17 protein-coding genes and 1 tRNA gene are annotated in these 19732 nt (G+C 63.3%); 10 read left to right on the top strand and 8 right to left on the bottom strand.

Annotated features, from left to right (window positions below):
- The first annotated feature begins 171 nt into the window (after positions 1–171).
- From RLO07_RS15670 to RLO07_RS15660, 3 genes are read left to right on the top strand one after another with little or no spacing between them, the layout of a single operon-like run.
- Entirely contained in the window at positions 172–1422 is a 1251-nt protein-coding gene (locus RLO07_RS15670; protein WP_462293080.1) for a hypothetical protein, read from the top strand.
- Positions 1419–1877 (top strand): hypothetical protein, encoded by a 459-nt coding sequence (locus tag RLO07_RS15665; protein WP_462293079.1) that lies wholly within the window; start codon positions 1419–1421, stop codon positions 1875–1877. The genes RLO07_RS15670 and RLO07_RS15665 overlap by 4 nt, the downstream gene beginning before the upstream one ends.
- Entirely contained in the window at positions 1874–3499 is a 1626-nt protein-coding gene (locus RLO07_RS15660; RefSeq protein WP_462293078.1) for a diguanylate cyclase domain-containing protein, read from the top strand. Before RLO07_RS15665 ends, RLO07_RS15660 begins: the two co-directional genes overlap by 4 nt.
- 29 nt (positions 3500–3528) lie before the next feature.
- On the opposite strand, the gene RLO07_RS15655 is transcribed toward RLO07_RS15660, so the two are convergent.
- The 5 genes from RLO07_RS15655 to RLO07_RS15635 all read right to left on the bottom strand — a co-directional run bounded on the left by RLO07_RS15655 (position 3529) and on the right by RLO07_RS15635 (position 6080).
- Positions 3529–3605: transfer RNA gene (locus tag RLO07_RS15655), tRNA-Arg, on the bottom strand.
- Positions 3606–3623: 18 nt separating this feature from the next.
- The gene (locus RLO07_RS15650; protein ID WP_462293077.1) at positions 3624–4634 is read right to left on the bottom strand and encodes a zinc-dependent alcohol dehydrogenase family protein; all 1011 of its coding nucleotides are present in this window, start codon (positions 4632–4634) and stop codon (positions 3624–3626) included.
- Positions 4635–4673: 39 nt separating this feature from the next.
- A complete protein-coding gene (locus tag RLO07_RS15645) occupies positions 4674–5111 on the bottom strand; it encodes a DUF3429 domain-containing protein (protein ID WP_462293076.1) in 438 nt (145 codons plus the stop codon).
- 10 nt (positions 5112–5121) lie between these two features.
- On the bottom strand, positions 5122–5661 hold the full coding sequence (locus RLO07_RS15640; RefSeq protein WP_462293075.1) for a DUF3833 domain-containing protein: 540 nt from the start codon (positions 5659–5661) through the stop codon (positions 5122–5124).
- Between the two features lie 74 nt (positions 5662–5735).
- Positions 5736–6080 carry a hypothetical protein gene (locus RLO07_RS15635; protein ID WP_462293074.1) on the bottom strand — a complete coding sequence of 115 codons (345 nt, stop codon included), beginning with the start codon at positions 6078–6080 and terminating at the stop codon, positions 5736–5738.
- 106 nt (positions 6081–6186) lie between these two features.
- Here RLO07_RS15635 and RLO07_RS15630 point away from each other — a divergent pair, with 106 nt between their 5' ends.
- The gene (locus RLO07_RS15630; RefSeq protein ID WP_462293073.1) at positions 6187–7269 is read left to right on the top strand and encodes an NAD(P)H-dependent amine dehydrogenase family protein; all 1083 of its coding nucleotides are present in this window, start codon (positions 6187–6189) and stop codon (positions 7267–7269) included.
- A 69-nt stretch (positions 7270–7338) separates the two neighbouring features.
- On the opposite strand, the gene RLO07_RS15625 is transcribed toward RLO07_RS15630, so the two are convergent.
- Together RLO07_RS15625 and RLO07_RS15620 are read right to left on the bottom strand one after the other, a co-directional pair.
- Positions 7339–8766 carry a hypothetical protein gene (locus RLO07_RS15625; protein WP_462293072.1) on the bottom strand — a complete coding sequence of 476 codons (1428 nt, stop codon included), beginning with the start codon at positions 8764–8766 and terminating at the stop codon, positions 7339–7341.
- Positions 8767–8827: 61 nt separating this feature from the next.
- Positions 8828–11821 (bottom strand): TonB-dependent receptor, encoded by a 2994-nt coding sequence (locus RLO07_RS15620; protein ID WP_462293071.1) that lies wholly within the window; start codon positions 11819–11821, stop codon positions 8828–8830.
- A 320-nt stretch (positions 11822–12141) separates the two neighbouring features.
- Between RLO07_RS15620 and RLO07_RS15615 the strand changes: the two genes are divergently transcribed.
- Both RLO07_RS15615 and olsF read left to right on the top strand, forming a co-directional pair.
- The gene (locus tag RLO07_RS15615) at positions 12142–12333 is read left to right on the top strand and encodes a hypothetical protein (protein ID WP_462293070.1); all 192 of its coding nucleotides are present in this window, start codon (positions 12142–12144) and stop codon (positions 12331–12333) included.
- A 27-nt stretch (positions 12334–12360) separates the two neighbouring features.
- The gene (gene olsF, locus RLO07_RS15610; protein ID WP_462293069.1) at positions 12361–14109 is read left to right on the top strand and encodes a bifunctional ornithine lipid synthase OlsF; all 1749 of its coding nucleotides are present in this window, start codon (positions 12361–12363) and stop codon (positions 14107–14109) included.
- Here olsF and RLO07_RS15605 read toward each other — a convergent pair.
- Entirely contained in the window at positions 14058–15476 is a 1419-nt protein-coding gene (locus RLO07_RS15605; protein WP_462293068.1) for a DsbA family protein, read from the bottom strand. The genes olsF and RLO07_RS15605 overlap by 52 nt on opposite strands.
- Before the next feature lie 62 nt (positions 15477–15538).
- Between RLO07_RS15605 and RLO07_RS15600 the strand changes: the two genes are divergently transcribed.
- From RLO07_RS15600 to rmf, 4 genes are all read left to right on the top strand, one after another.
- Positions 15539–17014, top strand: coding sequence for an FAD-linked oxidase C-terminal domain-containing protein (locus tag RLO07_RS15600; protein WP_462293067.1), 1476 nt, complete (start codon positions 15539–15541; stop codon positions 17012–17014).
- Positions 17007–18068: a glycolate oxidase subunit GlcE gene (gene glcE / locus RLO07_RS15595; protein WP_462293066.1), complete on the top strand. Its 1062-nt coding sequence runs from the start codon at positions 17007–17009 to the stop codon at positions 18066–18068. Before RLO07_RS15600 ends, glcE begins: the two co-directional genes overlap by 8 nt.
- 22 nt (positions 18069–18090) lie before the next feature.
- Positions 18091–19305, top strand: coding sequence for a glycolate oxidase subunit GlcF (gene glcF, locus RLO07_RS15590; RefSeq protein WP_462293065.1), 1215 nt, complete (start codon positions 18091–18093; stop codon positions 19303–19305).
- Positions 19306–19486: 181 nt separating this feature from the next.
- Entirely contained in the window at positions 19487–19690 is a 204-nt protein-coding gene (gene rmf, locus RLO07_RS15585) for a ribosome modulation factor (RefSeq protein ID WP_462293064.1), read from the top strand.
- The last annotated feature ends 42 nt before the right edge of the window (positions 19691–19732 follow it).

The following is a 19732-nucleotide window of genomic DNA, read 5'->3' as shown; positions in this document are numbered from 1 at the left end:
AGTCCCAATGCATCTGTATATAGGGTATTCCCGAACAAATTCAAGCCCGGACCAGCCGCGCCATAAACGCGCTTGCAACTGGCCATATCGATTCGTTTATGCAATGCTCTCGCCACCCGCAGAAGCTCAACACAGACCAGGCCGACAGACATCCGCAAGAGGGCACTGAAAGTGATTTTGAGGACATGGTCCCCTGGAATTCACTTCCGCTCGACAGTTTTCGGACTGGTGGTAGCGGCACTGCCCTGCGCCCCGGTGGTGGGCGCAGGCGGCACACCCGGCGGCTGGCTGCCGGAGCACGTGTCGGTAGCCGCCTTTGGTACCCTGAGCCTTGCCTACAATGATAATCGTGACGTCGAGTTCGTGCGCAACCTGTCACAACCGGACGGCGCCCGCGGCGGCTTCAGCGCGTTGCCCGACACCATACTCGGTGCCCAGGTCAGTTACCGGCCCTCCTCGCGCTGGGAGCTGGTGCTGCAGGCCATCAGCAAGTACGACTATCGCGAGGAGGCCACCCCGACCATCAGCTGGGCCTACATCGGTTACGCCCCCGGCCCCCACAGCAGCCTGCGGCTCGGCCGCATCGGTGTCGACAGCTACCTGGATTCAGATACTCGCAATGTCGGCTTCACCTACCTGCCGGCGCGACGTCCCATTGAGCACTACGGGCTACTGGAGCTCACCTGGATCGAGGGCGCCGACTTCACCACCAATACCGAGGCCGCAGGAGGCATTCTGACCGCCAAGGCCTATGCGGGGTTAGCCGGGGAAAAAATAGCAGACCGCGATCAGCAGCGTTACTCACTCAAGGATTCCAGGGTAGTCGGAGGCTACCTGCAACAACAGTGGGGCGAGCTGCGCCTTCGCAGCGGGGTGTCCGCCATCCGCCTGCAGCGGGAAGCGGGCGCTCTGGAGCCGCTGCTGGCCGGTCTCTCGGGGCTGGGCATGCCGGAGGCGGACAGGCTCGCCGCAGACCTCGCACTGGAAGGTACCTGGATCCGCAACTGGAGCACCTCGCTGGCCTGGACCCAGGGGCCGCTGCAGACCGAGCTCCACTACAACCGGCGCCAGGCAGAAAGCCTGGGTCTCGCTGACGGCTATTCCGTGTACGCCCTCGCGGGCTACCGTTTCGGCGCGATCACCCCGTTTATCGGCTATGTCACTGCCGACAGTAAATCCAGCCGTCGGGACCATGGCCTGGAACTCCCTGAGCCGGTGGAGTTCCTTTTCCGCAGCGCTCTCTACGAACAGCGCAGCTGGCAGCTCGGCGCCCGCTACGACTTTGCCAACAAGGCTGCACTGACACTGCAGGTCGACCGGGTCGACGCCCCGGTCCCGGAAGGCGCCCTGCTGCGCCAGAGTCACCCAGGCTGGAATGGCGAAGCGACGGTGATCAGCCTGACCCTGGACTTCGTCCTTTGAATCGCGCTATCGGCAGTAGGCACTGGGCGGGCGCAACAAGCTTCTGGCTGTGCCTGTGTTTGTTCCTGGGCTCGGGATTGCTGGCTGCCAGCGTACGCGCCGAGCTGGTGGTGATCATGCACCCCGACAGCGCCCTGCCCAGCCTCAGCCGGCAAGCCATCGTCAACATTTTCATGGGGAGACATTTCAGGCTGCCCGGCGGCGGCGCTGTCGTACCGGTAGACAATCAGTGCTGTCGCGAGCAATTCTACCGGGATCTGGTCGACAAGACCCTGCCGGAAATCAATTCCTATTGGGCGCGCCTGGTCTTCTCTGGCCGCGGTTCGCCACCGCAGAAAATTTCCACTGACGCCGAGATGCTCGACCTGGTCAGCCAGAACCCGGGCGTTATCGGCTATGTGGAACGCTCGGTGGTCGATGCCCGGGTCACAGTGGTCTATGCTTTATCCCCGTGAACCATAACAACAAAGGAAAAATCCGGCGGCGTGTACCGCAAATTCGCCTGACCCTGCGTAGCGCGGCACTGATTCTCGCCGTTCTTGTCGGCCTCGGCCTGATGTTTCTGGGTGTCGGGATCGTGCTGCTGGCCGACAATGAACGCGATCGCCAGTCGGACTCAATCCAGGGGCTTATCAGCACGGTGGAGCGCACGGCAGAGATTGCCGTCTTTCTTCAGGACGGCGAGCTGGCACAGGAAGTGGTGGCCGGGCTGGAGCAGAATAGCAGCGTGCAAGCAGTGACCCTTCGCGATGACCAGGGCCAGGTGATCGCCCGCAGCGCGCCTGGAAACCGGGGCCAGGCCGTTTCGGCCGGGACCGTGCGGCGACCAATCGGCTCCCCCTTCACGCCGGGCCAAATAATTGGCAGCATTGAGCTGACTCCGGATCGAGACCAACTGGAACGGCAGGTCATCCTCCGTATCCGCCCGGCAATCCTGTTCTTCCTGATATTCCTTGCGGTCACAGGCGCCACTCTGCTGGTGGTGCTGTACTGGCAGATCACCCGGCCGATTCAGACCATTTCCCGGCGTCTGCACCGCATGGATGCGGCCAGCGGCGAGCGTATCGACACTCCTCGCTCCCACGAAAACAATGAAATCGGCACCCTGGTTGGCGACGTCAATCGCATTATCGACCGCATGGCGGCACTGGTGGCCACGGAGCGTAGCCTGCGCCTGCAGCGGGAACTGGAAGAAACCCGCTTCCGGGCCATTTTCGACAATGCGGGGTCACCCATATTCCTGGTGAACCCCAACGGTGTGCTCAAGTCCTTCAACCTGGCTTTCTCGCGCACTCTGGCCGCGGATGCGAGCGCTGAAGCCGGTGGACAGCAGGGCTTATCCCTGTACAGCCTGCTCGGGGACTCGGGAGAGGCGATGCGGGATCTCATTGGCGAGGCTGCCAGTAGCGGGCGGCCACAGACCGCGGAACTGGAAGTCGACCTGCCGATGGGGAAGCGCTGGTACCAGATGGTGGTGAACCCGGTCAGCGACGATGAGGTTCAGGGCATCGCCAATGACATCACCGAGCACAAGGTTGCGCAGAAAGATGCTGAGGAGCAGGCCACAACCGACAGCCTGACCGGCATCGGCAACCGCCTGGGCTTTGACCGCCATCTTGCCACGGTGTTCGAATCCTGCCGCCGCCGCAGCGACCGCCACATCGCCCTGATGATGCTGGACCTGGACCACTTCAAGGAGCTCAACGACAGCCACGGCCACCAGGCCGGAGACCAGGCCCTGGCAAAGGTCGCGGAGCGCCTGCAGCATGTATTGCGCGGCGGGGACTATCTGGCAAGGCTGGGTGGCGATGAGTTCGCGATTATTCTGGACGGCCCGCTCGACGACCAGGCCCTGGAAGTCATCGCCGACAAGATCATTGCCAGCCTGAACCAGCCGCTGCAGTTGCCCGATGGCGCCCAGGGGCACGTGGGCGTCAGTATCGGCATAGCCATTCACGATCGGCGGGAAGAGGCAGCGAACGCCCTGATAAAGCGCGCGGATACCGCCATGTACGCGGCCAAGGCCGCCGGTCGCAATACCTGGCGCCGGGCACCCGAGGAAGCCGCCGCAGGGTGATCCTCGCGGGCGAGGTCTCGCAGCGTGTATGGTACCCCCGGCAGGACTCAAACCTGCGGCCTACCCCTTAGGAGGGGGTCGCTCTATTCAACTGAGCTACGGGGGCGTTGCGGGCGGCAGTATATCAGCCGTCGATATCCACGCAAATCTTGCCGAAGTGCTGCTGCGACTCCTGGTGGCGGAAGGCGTCGGCGAGCTGGTCGAGGGGGTAGCGACTGTCGATCACCGGCCTGATGCCGCCGGCCTCGACCGCGGCGATCATGTCCAGCTGCTGGGCACGGCTGCCGACAGTGATGCCGCTGATGCGGGCGTTCTTCTGGAACAGCTCGGCGGTCGGTACCTCGCCCGAAAGACCGGTGAGGACGCCGATCATGCTGATACAGCCGTCAAACGCAACCGCCTTGACAGACTGGGCCACGGTACCGGAGCCGCCCACTTCCACCACCAGGTCGGCGCCGCGGCCGCCGGTCAGTTCCAGCACTCGCCTGCCCCACTCCGGTGTGTTGCGGTAGTTGATCAGCTGCTCTGCGCCCAGCGCGGCCAGGCGTTCCAGCTTGGCGTCAGAGGACGAGGTGGCAATTACCCGGCAGCCCATCTGGCGGGCGAACTGCAGCGCAAAGATCGAGACCCCGCCGCTGCCCTGCACCAATACCCAGTCGCCGGGCTTGAGCGTGGTCTCAACCACCAGCGCGCGCCAGGCGGTGAGGCCGGCGCAGGTCAGGGTGGCGGCTTCGTGAAAGTCCATGCCCGTCGGCATGCGGGTGAAGCCCCGGGCCGGCATGGTGACCGTTTCCGCCGCGAAGCCGTCGACGTTGTCCCCGGGGACTCCCAGCAGCTTCTCGTGGGCGGGGCGACCGTCGAGCCAGTTGGGGAAGAAGCAGCTCAGCACCCTGTCGCCCACGGCAAAATTGTCAACGCCCTCGCCCACCGCGGTGACCACGCCGGCGCCGTCGGACATGGGAATGCGACCGTCATCGGTAGGGAGCAGGCCGGTCACTACCACGTAGTCATGGAAGTTCAGTGAGCTGGCCTTGACCGCCACCTGGATTTCACCGTGGCCAGGAGCGCGGGGCTCAACCTCGATCTGTGCCAGCTGGTCCAGTCCGGCGTGCCTGGGTACCGATATTGCGCGCATGCATGCTCTCCTTTTAATGTCGGGTGTTGTACGCCCTTTTCAGGCTGTGCCGCGAGCGATGAGGCCTGCAATGTAAGCAATGTGCAGCGCAACCACAAGCAGCGTCAGCTGCAGACGCAGCGAAGCGTACCAGCCGCTGCGGCTACCACTGCTCCGTTCGTACCACAAAGTCGCCAGATAGCCCAATGCCAGCAGTCCGGCGGCGATCACCGCCTGCGCAGTCAAAACACTGAGGGCAGCGAAGATGACGATGCCGTTGCTGACCACCAGCCGCAGTAGTTTGTCGGCGCCCCGCCGCTGCATGGCAGTGCCCCACAGGCTGCCGGCGAGAAAGCAGAGAATGGCCAGCGAGTAGATGACGAATCCCTGCTGGGAAAGAGCCCGCGGATAGTCGCGCAAAAACCAGATACCCAGGACAAAAAGCAGGAAGGGCACAACGCCGCCAAAGCCCAGCCCCCTGATGGTCAGTACCACCATGGCGCCGCTGTCAGTCGCCGCGTTTCTCGATCACCAGCAGGATCTCTCCTACCCGGATCCCGAACTTCGTCATGGTCGATTCGTTGATCAAGGTGGTGGGATTGACCAGATACATGCGATCGTCGATGCGCAGGTCGAGGGTGTCATCGTTGTAGGGAATGCGCAGTACGTAATCGAGAAACATGCTGTTGCCGGCGAGGGTAATCCGGCCATCGCCGACGACGTCGCCGGCGGTACCGATATAGCTGCCATCGTCCTGCGGGGTCAGCGTCCACACCCGCCGCTCGGGCTCGCCATCGTCAAAGACAAAGTCCTCTTCCAGGGTGCCGATGCCGTCTTCCCACCAGGCCTTGATGTCGGCGTTGAAGTAGCGGATAACCTTGCCGCCGCGGTTCTTGATCACCCCGTGGGCAGTCAACTGCCCCTGGAAGAACTCCTCGGGTACCAGGCGCGGCCGGTTGTCGGCATAGTCCTGTACGGTCACGGGGCTACAGCCGGCCAGACCGAGAGTCAGGGCCAGCAACAGGGAAACAGCGGATAAAAGGCGCATGCACGTTCTCGCAGACTGTGTGGGTTAACACAGACTACGCAGCAGAGCCGGTACGGGATCACCGGCGCGGTGGACTACAGGGTAAAACTCACCCCCACGACCTGGCTGCAGGCCTGGCTGTCGACAAAACTGCGCAGGCGCGCCTGTATGCCGGACACATCCTGCTCCGGGATGCCGAACATGAGACCGTCGAAGTATCCCAGGGCCTTGGCGAAAATCACATCGCCATCGGCTGCATCGTATTCATCCAGCACATCATCGGTCAGCGCCGCGTAGTCGTCTTCATTGAGATAGCCGAGGGAGTCCTGGGCCAGCACGCAGCTGAGGCGCTTGGCAGCGGCAAATTCTTCCGGGCCCAGTGCCAGGGCATGGACCTGACCTGTGGCAATCAGCAGCAGTGCAGCAATAAGTAAACGCATGGTACTCTGTTCGTTCCTGATTCGGGGTGTCTATGGGCGGCGATATTAGTGCGCTTTTGTGACACTGATATGACAGCAACATGAATTTTCAGGGGAGCAGCCGTCTATGAGCCTGCGCGTCATTGTCTGGGGCACCGGCAACGTCGGCCGCCCCGCCATCCGGGCCGTTCTCACCCACGCCGACCTTGAGCTTGCCGGCGTTGTGGTCGCCAACCCGGACAAGGTCGGGGTCGATGTTGGCGTGCTGGCGGGTCTGGCGCCCATCGGCCTTGCGGCCACCGATGACTGGCCTGCCCTTCTGGCCACGGGCGCGGATGCGGTCGTCTATGCGGCGACCGCGGACACCCGCCCGGAGGCTGCCATGAGCGACCTGCTGGCCTGCCTCAATGCCGGCTGCGACGTGGTCGCCAGCGGCCTCTATGCGTTTCTGCACCCACAGACAACCCTGCCCGACCTGTTCGCGCCGGTCCAGGCGGCCTGCAACCGGGGCAACAGCTCCCTGTTCGTGTCCGGAATCGACCCGGGCTGGGCCATGGACATGCTGCCGGCACTGGTCAGCGGCACCAGCTCTGCCATCACCGAGATCCGCTGCCGGGAAATCTTCAACTACGCACTCTACGACCAGCCCAGGGTCGTACGCGAGGTCATCGGCTTTGGTGGCTCCATGGATACCCTGCCGATCATGCTCCACGACTTCGCCATCGAGATGGTCTGGGGACCCATGGTGAGACTGGTGGGCGACGCCCTGAGCTGTCCGGTCACCGCCCTGGAGGTTGCTGTTGAACGGCAAGCACTGCAACGGGACATCAGGATACCCACCATGGGTTTGTTTGAGGCCGGTACCCAGGGTGCCTTCCGCTTCGAAGTAGCCGGCATTACTGCCGGCGCGATACGCTTTGTGCTTGAGCATATCACCCGCATTGATGAGAGCTGCGCCCCGGACTGGCCCTACCCGCCCGAGGGCCAGGGCTGCCACCAGGTCCTCGTTCGCGGTAATCCCAATATCACCCTGAGCCTGCATGCCGAGGATGAGTACGAGGTCGGTGCCGGCGGCGGTGGCAACGCCTCGGCGGCCTGCTGGCTGGTCAATGCCATCCCGGCTGTATGCGGCGCCAGGGCCGGCATCCTGAGTGTGCTGGACCTGTCTCGGGTCGATGGCAGCCGACAACTGGGCAACCAGCTGCCCTGAACGCCACAAAAAAACGCCGGCACAGGGCCGGCGTTCAAGCGGGGGTATTACTGTTCTGTCAAAGTGCCATTACAGCGACCCGGGAATGGTCCAGCCTTCATACCACAAGCTGCTGGCGTTCGGGTCCACGGCGCCGGCGTAGTCTGTGACGTCGAAGAAGTCGGGGTCGGCAACGCTTACCGGGTAGGTTGCGTTGATGTTTTCGATATCCAGAGCGCCAACTGCAGACGACTCCGACGCCTGGGATGCGTAGTTCTCATCCAGTTGCACATCGGACACCAGTGAGGGCAGCAGGACCACGTCGCCGCTGATGTCGCAGTCCGCCACCACATTGGTGTAGACCAGCTCGGTCCCTACCTGGGCGGCGCGGGAAGCGTCAACGCAGGTGGTCTCGCCTTGGATGGCGTCGTCGAAGGTAAACACGGAGTGGTGGATAAAGCCGCCGGAGGTGGCCTTGAATACCGCTCCGGTGGTCTTGGCGCCATTACCGATAAAGGTGGCGTTGGCGATGGTCGGGATGGACAGGAAGTCCAGGGTGCCCTCGGTGTCCGCCTCAATCACGTTACCGCTGGTATCGGGGCTCTGCCGTACCAGCATGTGCTGGACGTTACCATTCCAGCCTTCGTCCCAGTCAATGGAGTCGTCCTGGTTGCCGGTGAGCACCAGGTAGCGGGTGCTGACGGTGCCGCCGTAGTACTCGATGCCGTCATCGGCGTTGTTGTGGATCTGGATATATTCCATCTCGGTGCCGGCGCCGACCCCGATCAGGGAGATCCCGTTGATCTCGTTGCCGGTGGCGAATTCGAAACCGCCCTCGGTCACCACGACATAACGCAGTACGCCGCTGCTGTCGTCCGGGGAATAGCCGCCGCCAAAGCCGGATTCACCTTCGGAGTCGACGTTACAGGCCACCGCACCCATGTCCGCCGTCAAACACTCGTTGTGTGGCGCGTAGCCGTGCAGGATCAGGCCGCCCCAGTCACCCACGCCGTCAAAGCCCGGGTCGTCGGCACTGAAGATGATCGGTGCATCGGCAGTCCCCTCGGCCATGATCTTGGAACCGCGGGTGATGATCATGTTGGCGAAGCTGCCGGTCTGACCCTTGATCTGGGTGCCGGGCTGGATGCTGATGGTGGCGTCGACCACCGTGTCACCGTTGGCAAGGATACCCTCGTCAATCGACATTTCCTGGTTGCCGTTGCCCACGGTAACCCGCGACTCCATGTACCAGACCTTGTCGCTGGTCAGGGTGCGGTCAACCAGAATAGTAGCCGGCAGTTGGCAGACGTCATTGCCGTCAGCGTCCTTGGGCCGGGCGGAAGACCAGTCCGGGCAGATGGAAGTGGTGCCGGTGTCGCCACCGCCAGTCGGCGGCGGGTTGGTCACGGTAGTAGGCGCGTCGATATTGATGTTGGCCTCGTCGCCTTCGGAGCATCCGTAAAGGCCACCGAGAGAGCTGAGCACCGCCGTAGCGATTGCCAATTTCTTCAGTTTCATAACTTCTCCTGGGTTTTCTCTGGTAGGTTTAATTTACTGCTGCCCCACGGCGAGCTTCCGATCAGAACTGCCAATCGAATCCTGCTTTCACTTCAAAGCCACGTTTGTATTTCTGGAATACATTGCCGCCCTGTGTGAACTCCACTTCCGAATCCAGAATGTTTTCCAGCTTGGCGCGGAAGGTGAAATTTTCTGAAATGCTGTAGCGGTACACCAGGTTCACATCCAGGCGCGGCTCCAGAATCACGTCAGGCTGGCCCGATACGCCGACGTCGACAATGGTGTTGCCAACCTGGTTGACCAACAGCGTCAGCTCGTGGCCGCGGGCGATATCGTCATAGCCGAATATCAGGTTGGCCGTGTACTCCGGCGCACCCTGCAATTCGCGCTTGCTGGCGTTAAGCAGGGTTACTTCCGAGTCGATATAACTGGCGTTGGTCGCCACAAAGAAACTGCGGGTGAAGGATTCATCGAGGGGAAAGTCCTTGCGACCGTCGATCTCGACGCCCAGGATCTCACCTGACTCTGCGTTCTGGAAGGTACGCGAGTTACCCGCAGTGCCCGAGGCGGGCTGCACCACGCGTTCGATGGGGTCTTTCATATCCTTGTAGAACAGCGCCACGCTGAGCGACTCCTGGTCCGACCAGTACTTTTCCCAGCGCAGGTCATAGTTCGTCACGTCCGACACGCCGAGGTTGGGGTTACCGCGGACCCGGAAATTGAACTCCTTGTCGTAGAAGGTCGCGTTGGAGGTCTCTTTGAAGTCCGGGCGTGCCACGGTCTTCGACACAGCGAAACGCAGCTGCTGGTCATCGGTAATGAACCAGTTGAAGCTGAGGGTCGGGAGCACCGAATTTTCCTCCAGCACAGACTGCTGGGGCCCCTGCGCCCCGGAGAGACCGAAGGTATCGGTAACCTGTTCGTACTCCTCATAGCGCACGCCGAGCACCACCTGATACTTCAGGTTCCACAACGCATCGTAGGAGAGGTACACACTGTTGAGGTCCAGCTCCGCTTCGTAGCTGTCGCTGGGCAGGGTCTTGTCCTGAAAGGTGAAACCCGTGCTGGGCACGCCGGTGATGGTATCGTCGTTGATGACGTCCGAGACCTCCAGATTGGGCGCGCTGTCATCCACCGCCAACAGGCCACCACCAAAACCGTAGGTATCAGAATCCGAGTCCCGCTCGCGGGTAATGCCGTTGATGCCAAACTCAAGCGTGGACTCCAGATTGCCGTTTGAGAACAGATACTCAAAATCCACTGACGCATCGAGGTTGTCATCCACCAGGTCGTCGTAGCGGCGAGTCAGCTCGGGAACCTGCAGATTGTAGATACCGTCGTTGCCCTGCAGGTCGAAGCGGACGTCGCGGCGATCGGGAGCGTAGCGCTCGGCGCGGCTGGCAGTTGCCTGCCAGTTCAGGGTCCAGGCCTCATCGGCGCCGAGAATATGCTCTCCGGCGAGCTGCTGCGACAGGAACTGGCGTTCTTCCCATTCAATGGACCAGCCGAGCGACGGATTGAGCTCGTCACCGTCAAAGCCGTCTTCTACCCGCACGGACTCGCTGGTAACGCGGGAAGCGATGGTATTGGAGGTATAGCTGCTTTGACCGAGATTGAGACCGATGGACAGCAAGCCGCTGGCGTCAATGTCATTATCGAACTGCTCAAAGGTGAAATCGTCCAGCACGCGTGAGGCGTTGACCCCGCCATAGGTCCTGCGTACACCGTCCTTTCTAACACCACGCTCGTTCTTGTAGTTGCCCGCGATGAAGTAGCCCAGTTCGGAGCCGCCAAACAGGTCCAGATCAAACACGTCACCATAACTGAGGCCCAGAGAGACGTCCGGGGCCGCGGTCTCGGTGTCATACTGCAGGTTGTCGGTCAGGGCGTTGGCGCCCAGCTTGCCCAGTTCGCGCTCAACTGCCGGGTTCAGGAAATCGGAAAACTCAAAGATCTGGGCAACAGCGTAGGCAATGGCCGGCCGCTGGCGCTCGCCATCGTCCCAGCCAATGATGTCAAAATCGCCGCTGCTGGGGTCGACGAAGGCATCATCGCCGGTAGTACCATCGACGTAGCCTATCTGGAACGTAGCCTTGCCGGAGCGCTCATTGGGGAACGTCCGGGTATTGATCTGCAGGTTACCGCCGGTGCTCTCCCCCGGCATGGACGCCAGGAAGCTCTTGCGGATGTCCAACTGCTCCACCATGCTGCTGGGAAACAGGTCCAGCGGCACGCTGCGCTTGGTCGGGTTGGTGCTGGGCAGGGTGGCGTTGTTCAGGGTGCTGCTGACGTAGCGGTCGCCGAGCCCGCGAATGAACACGAACTGGCCGTCCTGCACCGTTACGCTGGGCACGCGAATCACCGAGGCGGCAACGTCGGTATCGCCAAAGCGTGCCAGCTGCTCAACGTCCAGAGTATTGACGACGTTGGTGGAATAGCGCTCGCTCTCCTGCAGGCCACCCGTGGGCATGCTGGCGATTACCGTTACTTCCTCGAGCTGCGGCATGCTGATGCCAATGCTGCGCTGTCGCGGACTGCGCAGATTGAAATCGGACCCTTTGGCCGCGTTGGCTATCACACGGTAATCCTCAACACTCTGACTGCCGAGTTCCGGGTGAGTAATGGTCAGCGTATACAGGCCGCGGGGAGCTTCCAGCGCGTATCTGCCATCGGCACCCGTGATTACCGAGCGGGAGATCGCGCCGGAAAGCTCCACCGTGGCACCGGCAACCGCTTCGCCGGCAGAGGTGATTCGACCCTGCACGGTCCCGGTCGCTGCGCGTGCACGCTGTGCCGCCGTCTCCGAGGTAAAATAGGAGTCGACAGAGGCAACCGGCGATTGGCCCTCGTCGAGGCGGATGAATACGTCGGCGAGCTGGCCCTCGGCGACATCAAAGCGGAAACTGTGCAGGACCTGCTCGCCGTCCAGCACCTGAATACTGTGGGCACCCGAGGTCAGGTCGAAATACACTGCGCCGCTCTCGTCGATTGGCTTGCGTACGCTGCCATCGAGGACAATGGTCAGGCCCGGCGCAACAACGCCGTCCCTGCTCACCTGGACAACCAATTCATCCGCAGCCTGGACTGACAGGGCCGAACAAAGCAGAACTGCTGTGGCGCTCAAGCGAGAAAACAGTGGTTTCATTCTGGGGTCCCAATAGTCCGGTTGAAAACGGTCGCGGCGCTGTGGCTTGTGCTTGTGCCCTCGGCTCGCGGTTGGGACAATCCTAGTGACACTTGATGACACTAATGTGATCGCAATGTGACGTTTTTGTTGCAGGCGGGCAGTCAAGAAAACTTCATCCAGATGTCGCTTTGCTGCAACATCTGCGTTTCAGAATGCGCCCTGTTCCCTTGATGGACAGGAGCACTACCATGCAGCGCACCAGCCACAGCAACGAACTGAACCAGAAGGAACGGACCCGGCGGGAAATCGAGCGCCAGGTCGAGGACTTTCTCAACAAGGGCGGCCGGATCTCAGTGGTTGACACCCGGCGTCAGCAATTCGTGGCTCTGCTGGGCACTGCCTGGCGCGACTACGATGAGGCTGTCGAACTGCTCAACTAGCCCCCAACGCGCCGGAGCACGACGATCATGCTTGACATTCGCCAGGTTCTGGAAACCCGCTATCCCAGCCTGTTCCAGCGCCATCGGCGCATCGCCACCACCCTGGTGCGATTTCTGGGCTATCTCTTCTACCAGTCGCGGTTTCGTCAGTTCGCCCAGGACTATCCGCATCTGCGGGGCTTTGATTTTGTCGAAGAAACCCTGCGCTACTTCGACTTCACCCTGCGTCTCCGCGACAACGAGCGGTCCCGGATTCCTGCCAGCGGTCGCGTGGTGATCGCCGCCAATCACCCGCTAGGATCCCTCGATGGCCTGGCGCTGCTGAGTCTGGTACGTCAGGTCCGGCCCGATGTAAAGGTGGTTGCCAATGACCTGCTGACCGCGGTGGGTCCACTCGAGCCCGTCCTGCTGCCGGTGACCAACATGGGGGGCAGCACACCGCGGAAGAACCTCCGGCGTATTCGCGATCATCTGGAGCAGGACGGCGCCCTGATCATCTTTCCCGCCGGGGAAGTCTCCCGTTTCGGGGTCAAGGGCGTGAAGGATGGCGAATGGCAAGCGGGCTTCGTCAGGATTGCCGCTGCGACAAAGTCGCCGATCCTGCCGATTTATATGGCCGGGCGCAATTCGCTGTTCTTCTACAGCCTCTCGTTCCTGGCCAGGCCACTGTCTACCATCTGGCTGGTACGGGAGATGTTCAAGCAGAGCCACAACGCGGTGGATGCGCGGGTCGGGCGGTCGGTGCCCTGGGAACACTACAGTGCCCTGGACGTATCCAGTGGGCAGCTGGCGCGGCTGTTTCGCAAGCATGTCTACCGGATCGCCCGCGACCGACGGCCCGTATTCCAGAGCATTGAAACCGTGGCCGCACCGGAAAACCGGTTGCTGTTGCGACAGGAAATCAGCGCCAGTGAATCACTGGGGCTCACTCCCGACGGCAAGCACATCCACCTGTGTCGCATGACCGATGCGCCCTGCGTGATGCGCGAGATCGGGCGCCTGCGCGAAATGACCTTCCGCACCGTAGGCGAGGGTTCGGGGCTGCCCCGTGACATCGACCGCTTCGACAGGGATTACCTGCAGCTCGTGCTCTGGGACCCGCAGGAGCTGGAAATTGCCGGCGCCTATCGGCTGGGCGACGCCCGCGCGCTGGTGGACCAGAGGGGGATGGCGGCGCTGTATACCGACACGCTGTTTGCCTTCGGGCCGGGCATGCAGCCGTACCTGCAGCAGGGACTGGAACTGGGACGCAGCTTTGTCCAGCCCCGCTACCAGACCCGGCACAGCCTGGACTACCTGTGGCTGGGCATCGGTGCCTTCCTGCGCCGGTACCCGTGCTACCGCTACCTGTTCGGGCCCGCCTCCATCAGCCGCTTGTACGGCGACGAGGCCATCGCCCACCTGGCCAGCTACTACCGGGCCCATTATTCACAGCTAGCGCTGGATATCGAGCCGCGCAACCCGTTCACGTCGCCCGCCGGGCTTCAACCCCTGTTTGCCATGGGCCGCGGGCCTGCGGACGCCGAGCGCGACTTCAAGGTTCTGCAGGAGACGCTGGCAGCAAGTGGCCTGCGCGTGCCCACCCTGTTCAAGCACTATGCCCAGGTAGCGCAGCCGGCAGGGGTCGCCATCACGGCCTTCAATGTGGACAGGGAATTCGGCAGCTGCGTTGACGGCTTTGTGCTGGTGGACCTGGAGCAACTGAAGCCGCGCAAGCGCAGGCGCTACCTGGAATGCGGGAACGGGGGCGGCAACTCCGTACTGGAGCCGGACTGATCCCGCGCCGACAGCGTCTGTTGCACCACCTCGGCGATCAGCCAGAGGCGATCCTGGCCCCAGGCCGTGGCGAGGGTGCTGCCGTCCTCGTCCACCAGCCTGAAGCCAGGCACGCCCCAACAGTTGAAGGCATACATGGCCTCGCGGTTGGCCTCAAGCAACGCCTCCCATCCCGGCTTCCCCAACTGCGCCGAGGCCTCGCGCCAGGACAGGCCGGCACGCTCCACTACCTTGCGCAAAACCCGCTTGTGCAGGGTATTGCGCCCCTCGACAAAAGCCGCCTGCAGGAAACTGCCCAGCAACTCCACCCTCTTGCCCTCGGCATCCGCCAGCGGCAGTAAAGAGTAGCAGCGCCGCACCGGTTCGCCGATGGGGTCGTAGAAAGACCCCAGCGGGACCCCCAGGGCGCGCGCCTCGCGGCCGGCATCACTGAAGATGTACACGCCCTTGTCGCGGGTGGCCGCCACCCCGCGCATGACCATTGGCAGGACCGGGCGCAGATCCAGCTTCACCCCGACTGCCTGCGCCCAGTGCACCACGGTATCGAAGATCAGCGCGGTATAGGGACTGCGCAGGGAGGCATAGAACTCCAGGGTCAGGGAGCCGTTGTCCCGGTGCGGCGCATTGCGCAACGGAGACCGGGGGTAGAGGCAGCCCGCGAGCGGGCGTCGCTGGGTTTTCAGGGCCTGCAGACGCTGCTCCAGGTGATACAGTCGGTCCACTCCCCAGTACCATATTCCTCCGTAGTGGAACATCGCCCCCGAGTAATGGTGCAGCGCCTTGCGTCGCGCTGCGCCCGCCTGTAGCAGTGCCTCGGCGTCCGCCGCGCTGGCTTCACCATGACGCCGGGCCAGATCCTCCAGCAGGGCTGCATCGCCGGTCAATACAGCACTGCTCAGTGCCTCCCCTGCTTCTACCCGCAATCTGTCCCGCGTGGCAGTAAAAATACGCTGCGCGCGCTGCAGCAGGGCTGTATCCGGCGCCACCAGCGGTGGGCAGAGCAAATCGTAGAAAGGCGCCACTGCTGCGGCATCCGACCGCGCCAGAGCCGGCAGCAGCTCGGGTTCGGGCAGGTTGGCACCACTGGGCCCGGGCACAAGATGCCAGCGCACATCGATATCGTAGTGGGCCAGCAGTGGGCCGATGCACTGTGCGGCCAACAGACTGTAGGGGTCGTCAAGCTGGTGAAAATAGTCCACTACGTGGCGGTCACCGCTGCGCGCCCGCTCCTGTTCCGCCTCTGTCGCCAGCTTGCGCTCGCGCTCCGGATCCAGCAGTTGCGTGAGCATGCGGGAGGTCACCCAACGCCGCAGAGGGGAAGGGTCCATGGTGGCGGCTCCACCCTGCTCGCGAAAAGTCTGCGTCATGAATCCACTCCCTGGGCGAATAGGTTATGCTTTGCCTTTCGCAGGCGAGGATAGCACGCAGCATGCATGGGTCACAGGCGAGCACTGCAGCACCACTGCCCCCGATTGACCGGGAACGGCTGCTGGCGGAATTGCGCGCGGCCGCACCCGGACTCGACCTCATTACCGAAGCGGAATCACAGCGCCCCTACGAGTGCGATGCCTTGTCGCTGTACCGTCAAATGCCACTGATTACCGCGCTGCCGGCCACTGTAGATGAAGTACAGAACGTATTGCGCGTCTGCCACGGGTTGGGGGTGCCGGTTGTCGCCCGCGGAGCCGGCACCGGGCTCTGCGCCGGTGCCATGCCCCACCCGGAAGGCGTTCTTCTGGTCCTCAGCAAACTGGACCGGATCCTCGCCATCGACCCTGACGCGCGCAGCGCCCGGGTCCAGCCCGGCGTCGCCAACCTCGCCATTTCCCGGGCCGCGGCGGCTCACGGGCTGTACTACGCCCCGGACCCCTCCTCCCAGATTGCCTGCACCATCGGCGGCAACGTGGCCGAGAACTCCGGGGGCGTTCATTGCCTGAAATACGGACTGACGACCCATAACCTGCTGGCGCTCACCGTGCTGACCGTTGCTGGGGAAACCATCACGCTTGGCGGTACCGGGCTTGACGGCCCCGGCCTTGACCTGATGGCCCTGCTGACAGGCTCCGAGGGTCTCCTCGGCGTGGTCGTGGAAATCACGGTAAAACTGCTGCCGCAACCGGAACTGGCGCAGGTCATCATGGCCGGCTTTGCCAGTGTCCGCGAGGCGGGGGCTGCGGTGGGAGGGATCATCAGTGCCGGTATCATACCCGCAGGGCTGGAAATGATGGATCAGCTCGCGATCCGCGCTGCAGAGGACTTCGCCGCTGCCGGTTACCCCAGGGACGCCCAGGCCCTGCTGTTGTGTGAACTGGACGGTACCCGCGAAGAAGTAGCGGCGCAGATCGTGCAAGTGCAGGCACTGTTGCAGCAGCTCGGCGCCACCTCCCTGCGGGTGTCCGCCAACGAGCGGGAACGCGCGCTGCTGTGGGCCGGCCGCAAATCGGCCTTTCCCGCCGTCGGGCGGCTGGCGCCTGACTACTACTGTATGGACGGCACCATACCCCGTGGCCAGGTGGCCCCGGTGCTGGAAGAAATCAGCCGGTTGGCGGAGAACTACGGGCTCGCGGTTGCCAATGTCTTTCACGCTGGAGACGGCAACCTGCACCCGCTGATATTGTTCGATGCCGCCGACCCCCGACAGATCCACAACGCCGAGGCGCTGGGGGCCGATATCCTGGAACTCAGCGTGCGGGTCGGCGGCTGTATTACCGGCGAACACGGCGTCGGCCTGGAGAAACTGCGACAGATGCCGAGCCAGTTCAGCACCGCCGAGCTGCACCAGCTGGAGGACATCAAGGCAGCCTTTGATCCCGCCCTGACCTTAAACCCCGGCAAGGGAATTCCCATCCTCAAGCGCTGCCAGGAATACCGCGCCCTGCCGGCACGGGAGGCTACAGTTGACTGACCTGATTGAGTCCCTCTGCGACCGTGTGCGCAGCGCACGGGCAGCAGGCAACCCGCTGCGTATTCGAGGCGGCGACAGTAAACGCCTGTGGCTGGGCCGCCCCTGCACGGCGGAAGACACCCTCGACCTGGCACAACACCGCGGAGTGGTCGCCTATGAACCCGGGGAACTGGTACTGGTTGCCCGGGCCGGCACACCGGTCAGCGAAGTCACAGAGCTTCTGGCCACGGAGGGCCAGGTGCTGGCCTTCGAGCCCCCCGCCTGCGGCGGTCGGGCAACATTGGGGGGTACCCTGGCGAGCAACTGCTCAGGGCCCGCGCGCCCCTGGAGTGGCGCAGTACGCGACGCAGTTCTGGGGGTAAAGCTGCTCACCGGTCGCGGCGAGTGTTTGAATTTTGGTGGCCGGGTGGTGAAAAACGTTGCCGGGTATGACGTATCCCGGCTGCAGGCCGGTGCCCTGGGCAGCCTCGGGGTGATCACCGAGGTGAGCCTGAAAGTCATGCCCGCAGTGGGGGCCACGCAGACCCTGGCGCTGGAAATGAGTGTGGAGACAGCACTGGCGCAGATGATCCGCTACGCCAGGGAGCCCGCGCCGCTGACCGGCGCTTGTTGGCTGCAGGGGCGGCTGTTCCTGCGCCTTGCTGGTGCCGCTGCTGCCGTCGAGGCCAGTGTCCGCCGCTGGGGCGGCGAAACTGCGGCACCCAGGGATACACCCTGGGATTCGCTGCGAGAGTTCTCCGCTGGCGCCCAGGCCGCCGGCAACCCTTTGTGGCGGGTCTCCCTCGCCGGCAACGCACCGCTGCCGCCCGGGACAACACCCCTGCTCATTGACTGGGCCGGTGCCCTGCGCTGGTTCGCTGTCGACGGTTTCGACGCCCACGGCTATGCTGGCGACCACGGCGGCCACGCCAGCCTCTGGTGGCCCGGCGCGAACCGGGATGGTGAGACCGCGCAGCCGCTGTCACCCCCCTTGCAGGCGCTGCACCAGCGACTCAAGCTGACCGTTGATCCGGATCGCATTCTCAATCCCGGCCGCCTTTACAGCTGGCTCTAGGTGGGGCCGCCAAGGCAATCCTATGCACACTGAACTACACCACCACTATGCCAACAACAGCGATGCCCAACGGGCCCGGCACTTGCTCAGCGCCTGCGTTCACTGTGGCTTTTGCCTGGAAACCTGCCCCACTTACCTGGAGACCCGGGACGAACGCGACAGCCCCCGGGGCCGGATCTACCTGATCCGGCAACTGCTGGAAACCGGTGCCGCGGCAGCCCCCACCAGCCATCACCTGGACCGCTGCCTCACCTGCCGCAGTTGTGAGACCACCTGCCCTTCCGGTGTGCAGTACGCACAGCTTGCGGAGATTGGGCAGCACCTGGCCGAGGACGCCGCCCCAAGGCCTCGTCTGCAGGCTGCCCTGCGCCAGATGCTGAGGGCGGTCATTAGCCGGCCCGGGTTATTCCGCTCGCTGTTGCGCATCGGCCAATTGCTGCGCCCGGTGCTGCCCGCCGTCCTGCGTCAGCAGATTCCACCGCGGCAGCGACGACTGCCGCTGCCCACAGCAGCCAGTAGCCGCACGCTGCTGGTCCTCGAAGGCTGTGTTCAGGCCGCGGCCACCCCCCGTACCAACGACGCCGCACGCCGGGTCTGCGCCGCTCTTGGAATCACTCTGCAGGCAGCGCCACAAGCCGGTTGCTGCGGCGCAGTACAGCAACACCTCGGTGGCGCGGCTGCCGCCCGTGACAACATGCGCCGCAATATCGACGCCTGGTGGCCAGCCATCGAGGCGGGCGCAGAAGGCATAGTCACTACCGCATCCGGCTGCGGGGCCATGCTGGCAGACTACGGCCGCCTGCTCGCCGACGACCCGGTCTACGCACAGCGCGCGGCGCAGGTATCAGCCCTGGCCCGGGATCTGGGCGAGGTGCTTCTCGACGCAGACTTGAGTGTACTGGCCGCGGATACCAGCTGCGGCAAAGTGGCGGTTCATACCCCCTGCTCCCTGCAGCATGCCCTGCACCAGCCCGAGTTGTTGGCGACGCTGCTCCGGAGTGCCGGATTTACTCTCGCACGGACCGAGGAAACCCATATCTGCTGCGGCTCGGCCGGCACCTACTCGCTGCTGCAGCCCGAACTGAGCCAGCGCCTGCGACGACGCAAGCAGGCAGCCTTGACGGTGGATACGCCAGCCCTGATCGCCACCGCCAACGTGGGCTGTCAACTGCATCTCGCCAGCGCCGAGGTGCCCGTGGTGCACTGGATAGAGCTATTGGATCCTGCACGCCCCTGACTGAGCAAGAGAAGAGACGGGGGGCCCATTCAGATTCCTTTCCGGACGCATTTACCGTTGGATACGGTTTGGTTATAAGCATCCTGAATCTTGTTCCAAATCGGTAGTGGCCCGGGCGATGACAGTCTGGTTACATGAGGTTGCGTCGCTCGACGCCATGTCATGAACGGAGACACTATCTATGAGAAGACAGAAGCGCGACACCAGTTCCCGGGCGTACGACCACGGCTATCGGGCCGGTGTTTCCGGCCGCAGTATCGATTTCTGCCCCCACGCCCAAGAGGAACAGCGTCAGCAGTGGGTATCCGGCTGGCGAGAAGGTCGTGTAGATCAATGGGACGGCCTGACGGGTGTGTCAGGGGTCCACAAGATGAGGATTTCCTGAGGCGGCCATCCGCCCCCGGCAATAACGCAAGGAATGACGGGC

The sequence above is a fragment of the Haliea sp. genome (genome assembly GCF_040221975.1).
GTDB lineage: Bacteria > Pseudomonadota > Gammaproteobacteria > Pseudomonadales > Halieaceae > Haliea.
Note: the sequence above shows the minus strand (reverse complement) of the source record. Positions and strands in the feature narration are given on the sequence as shown.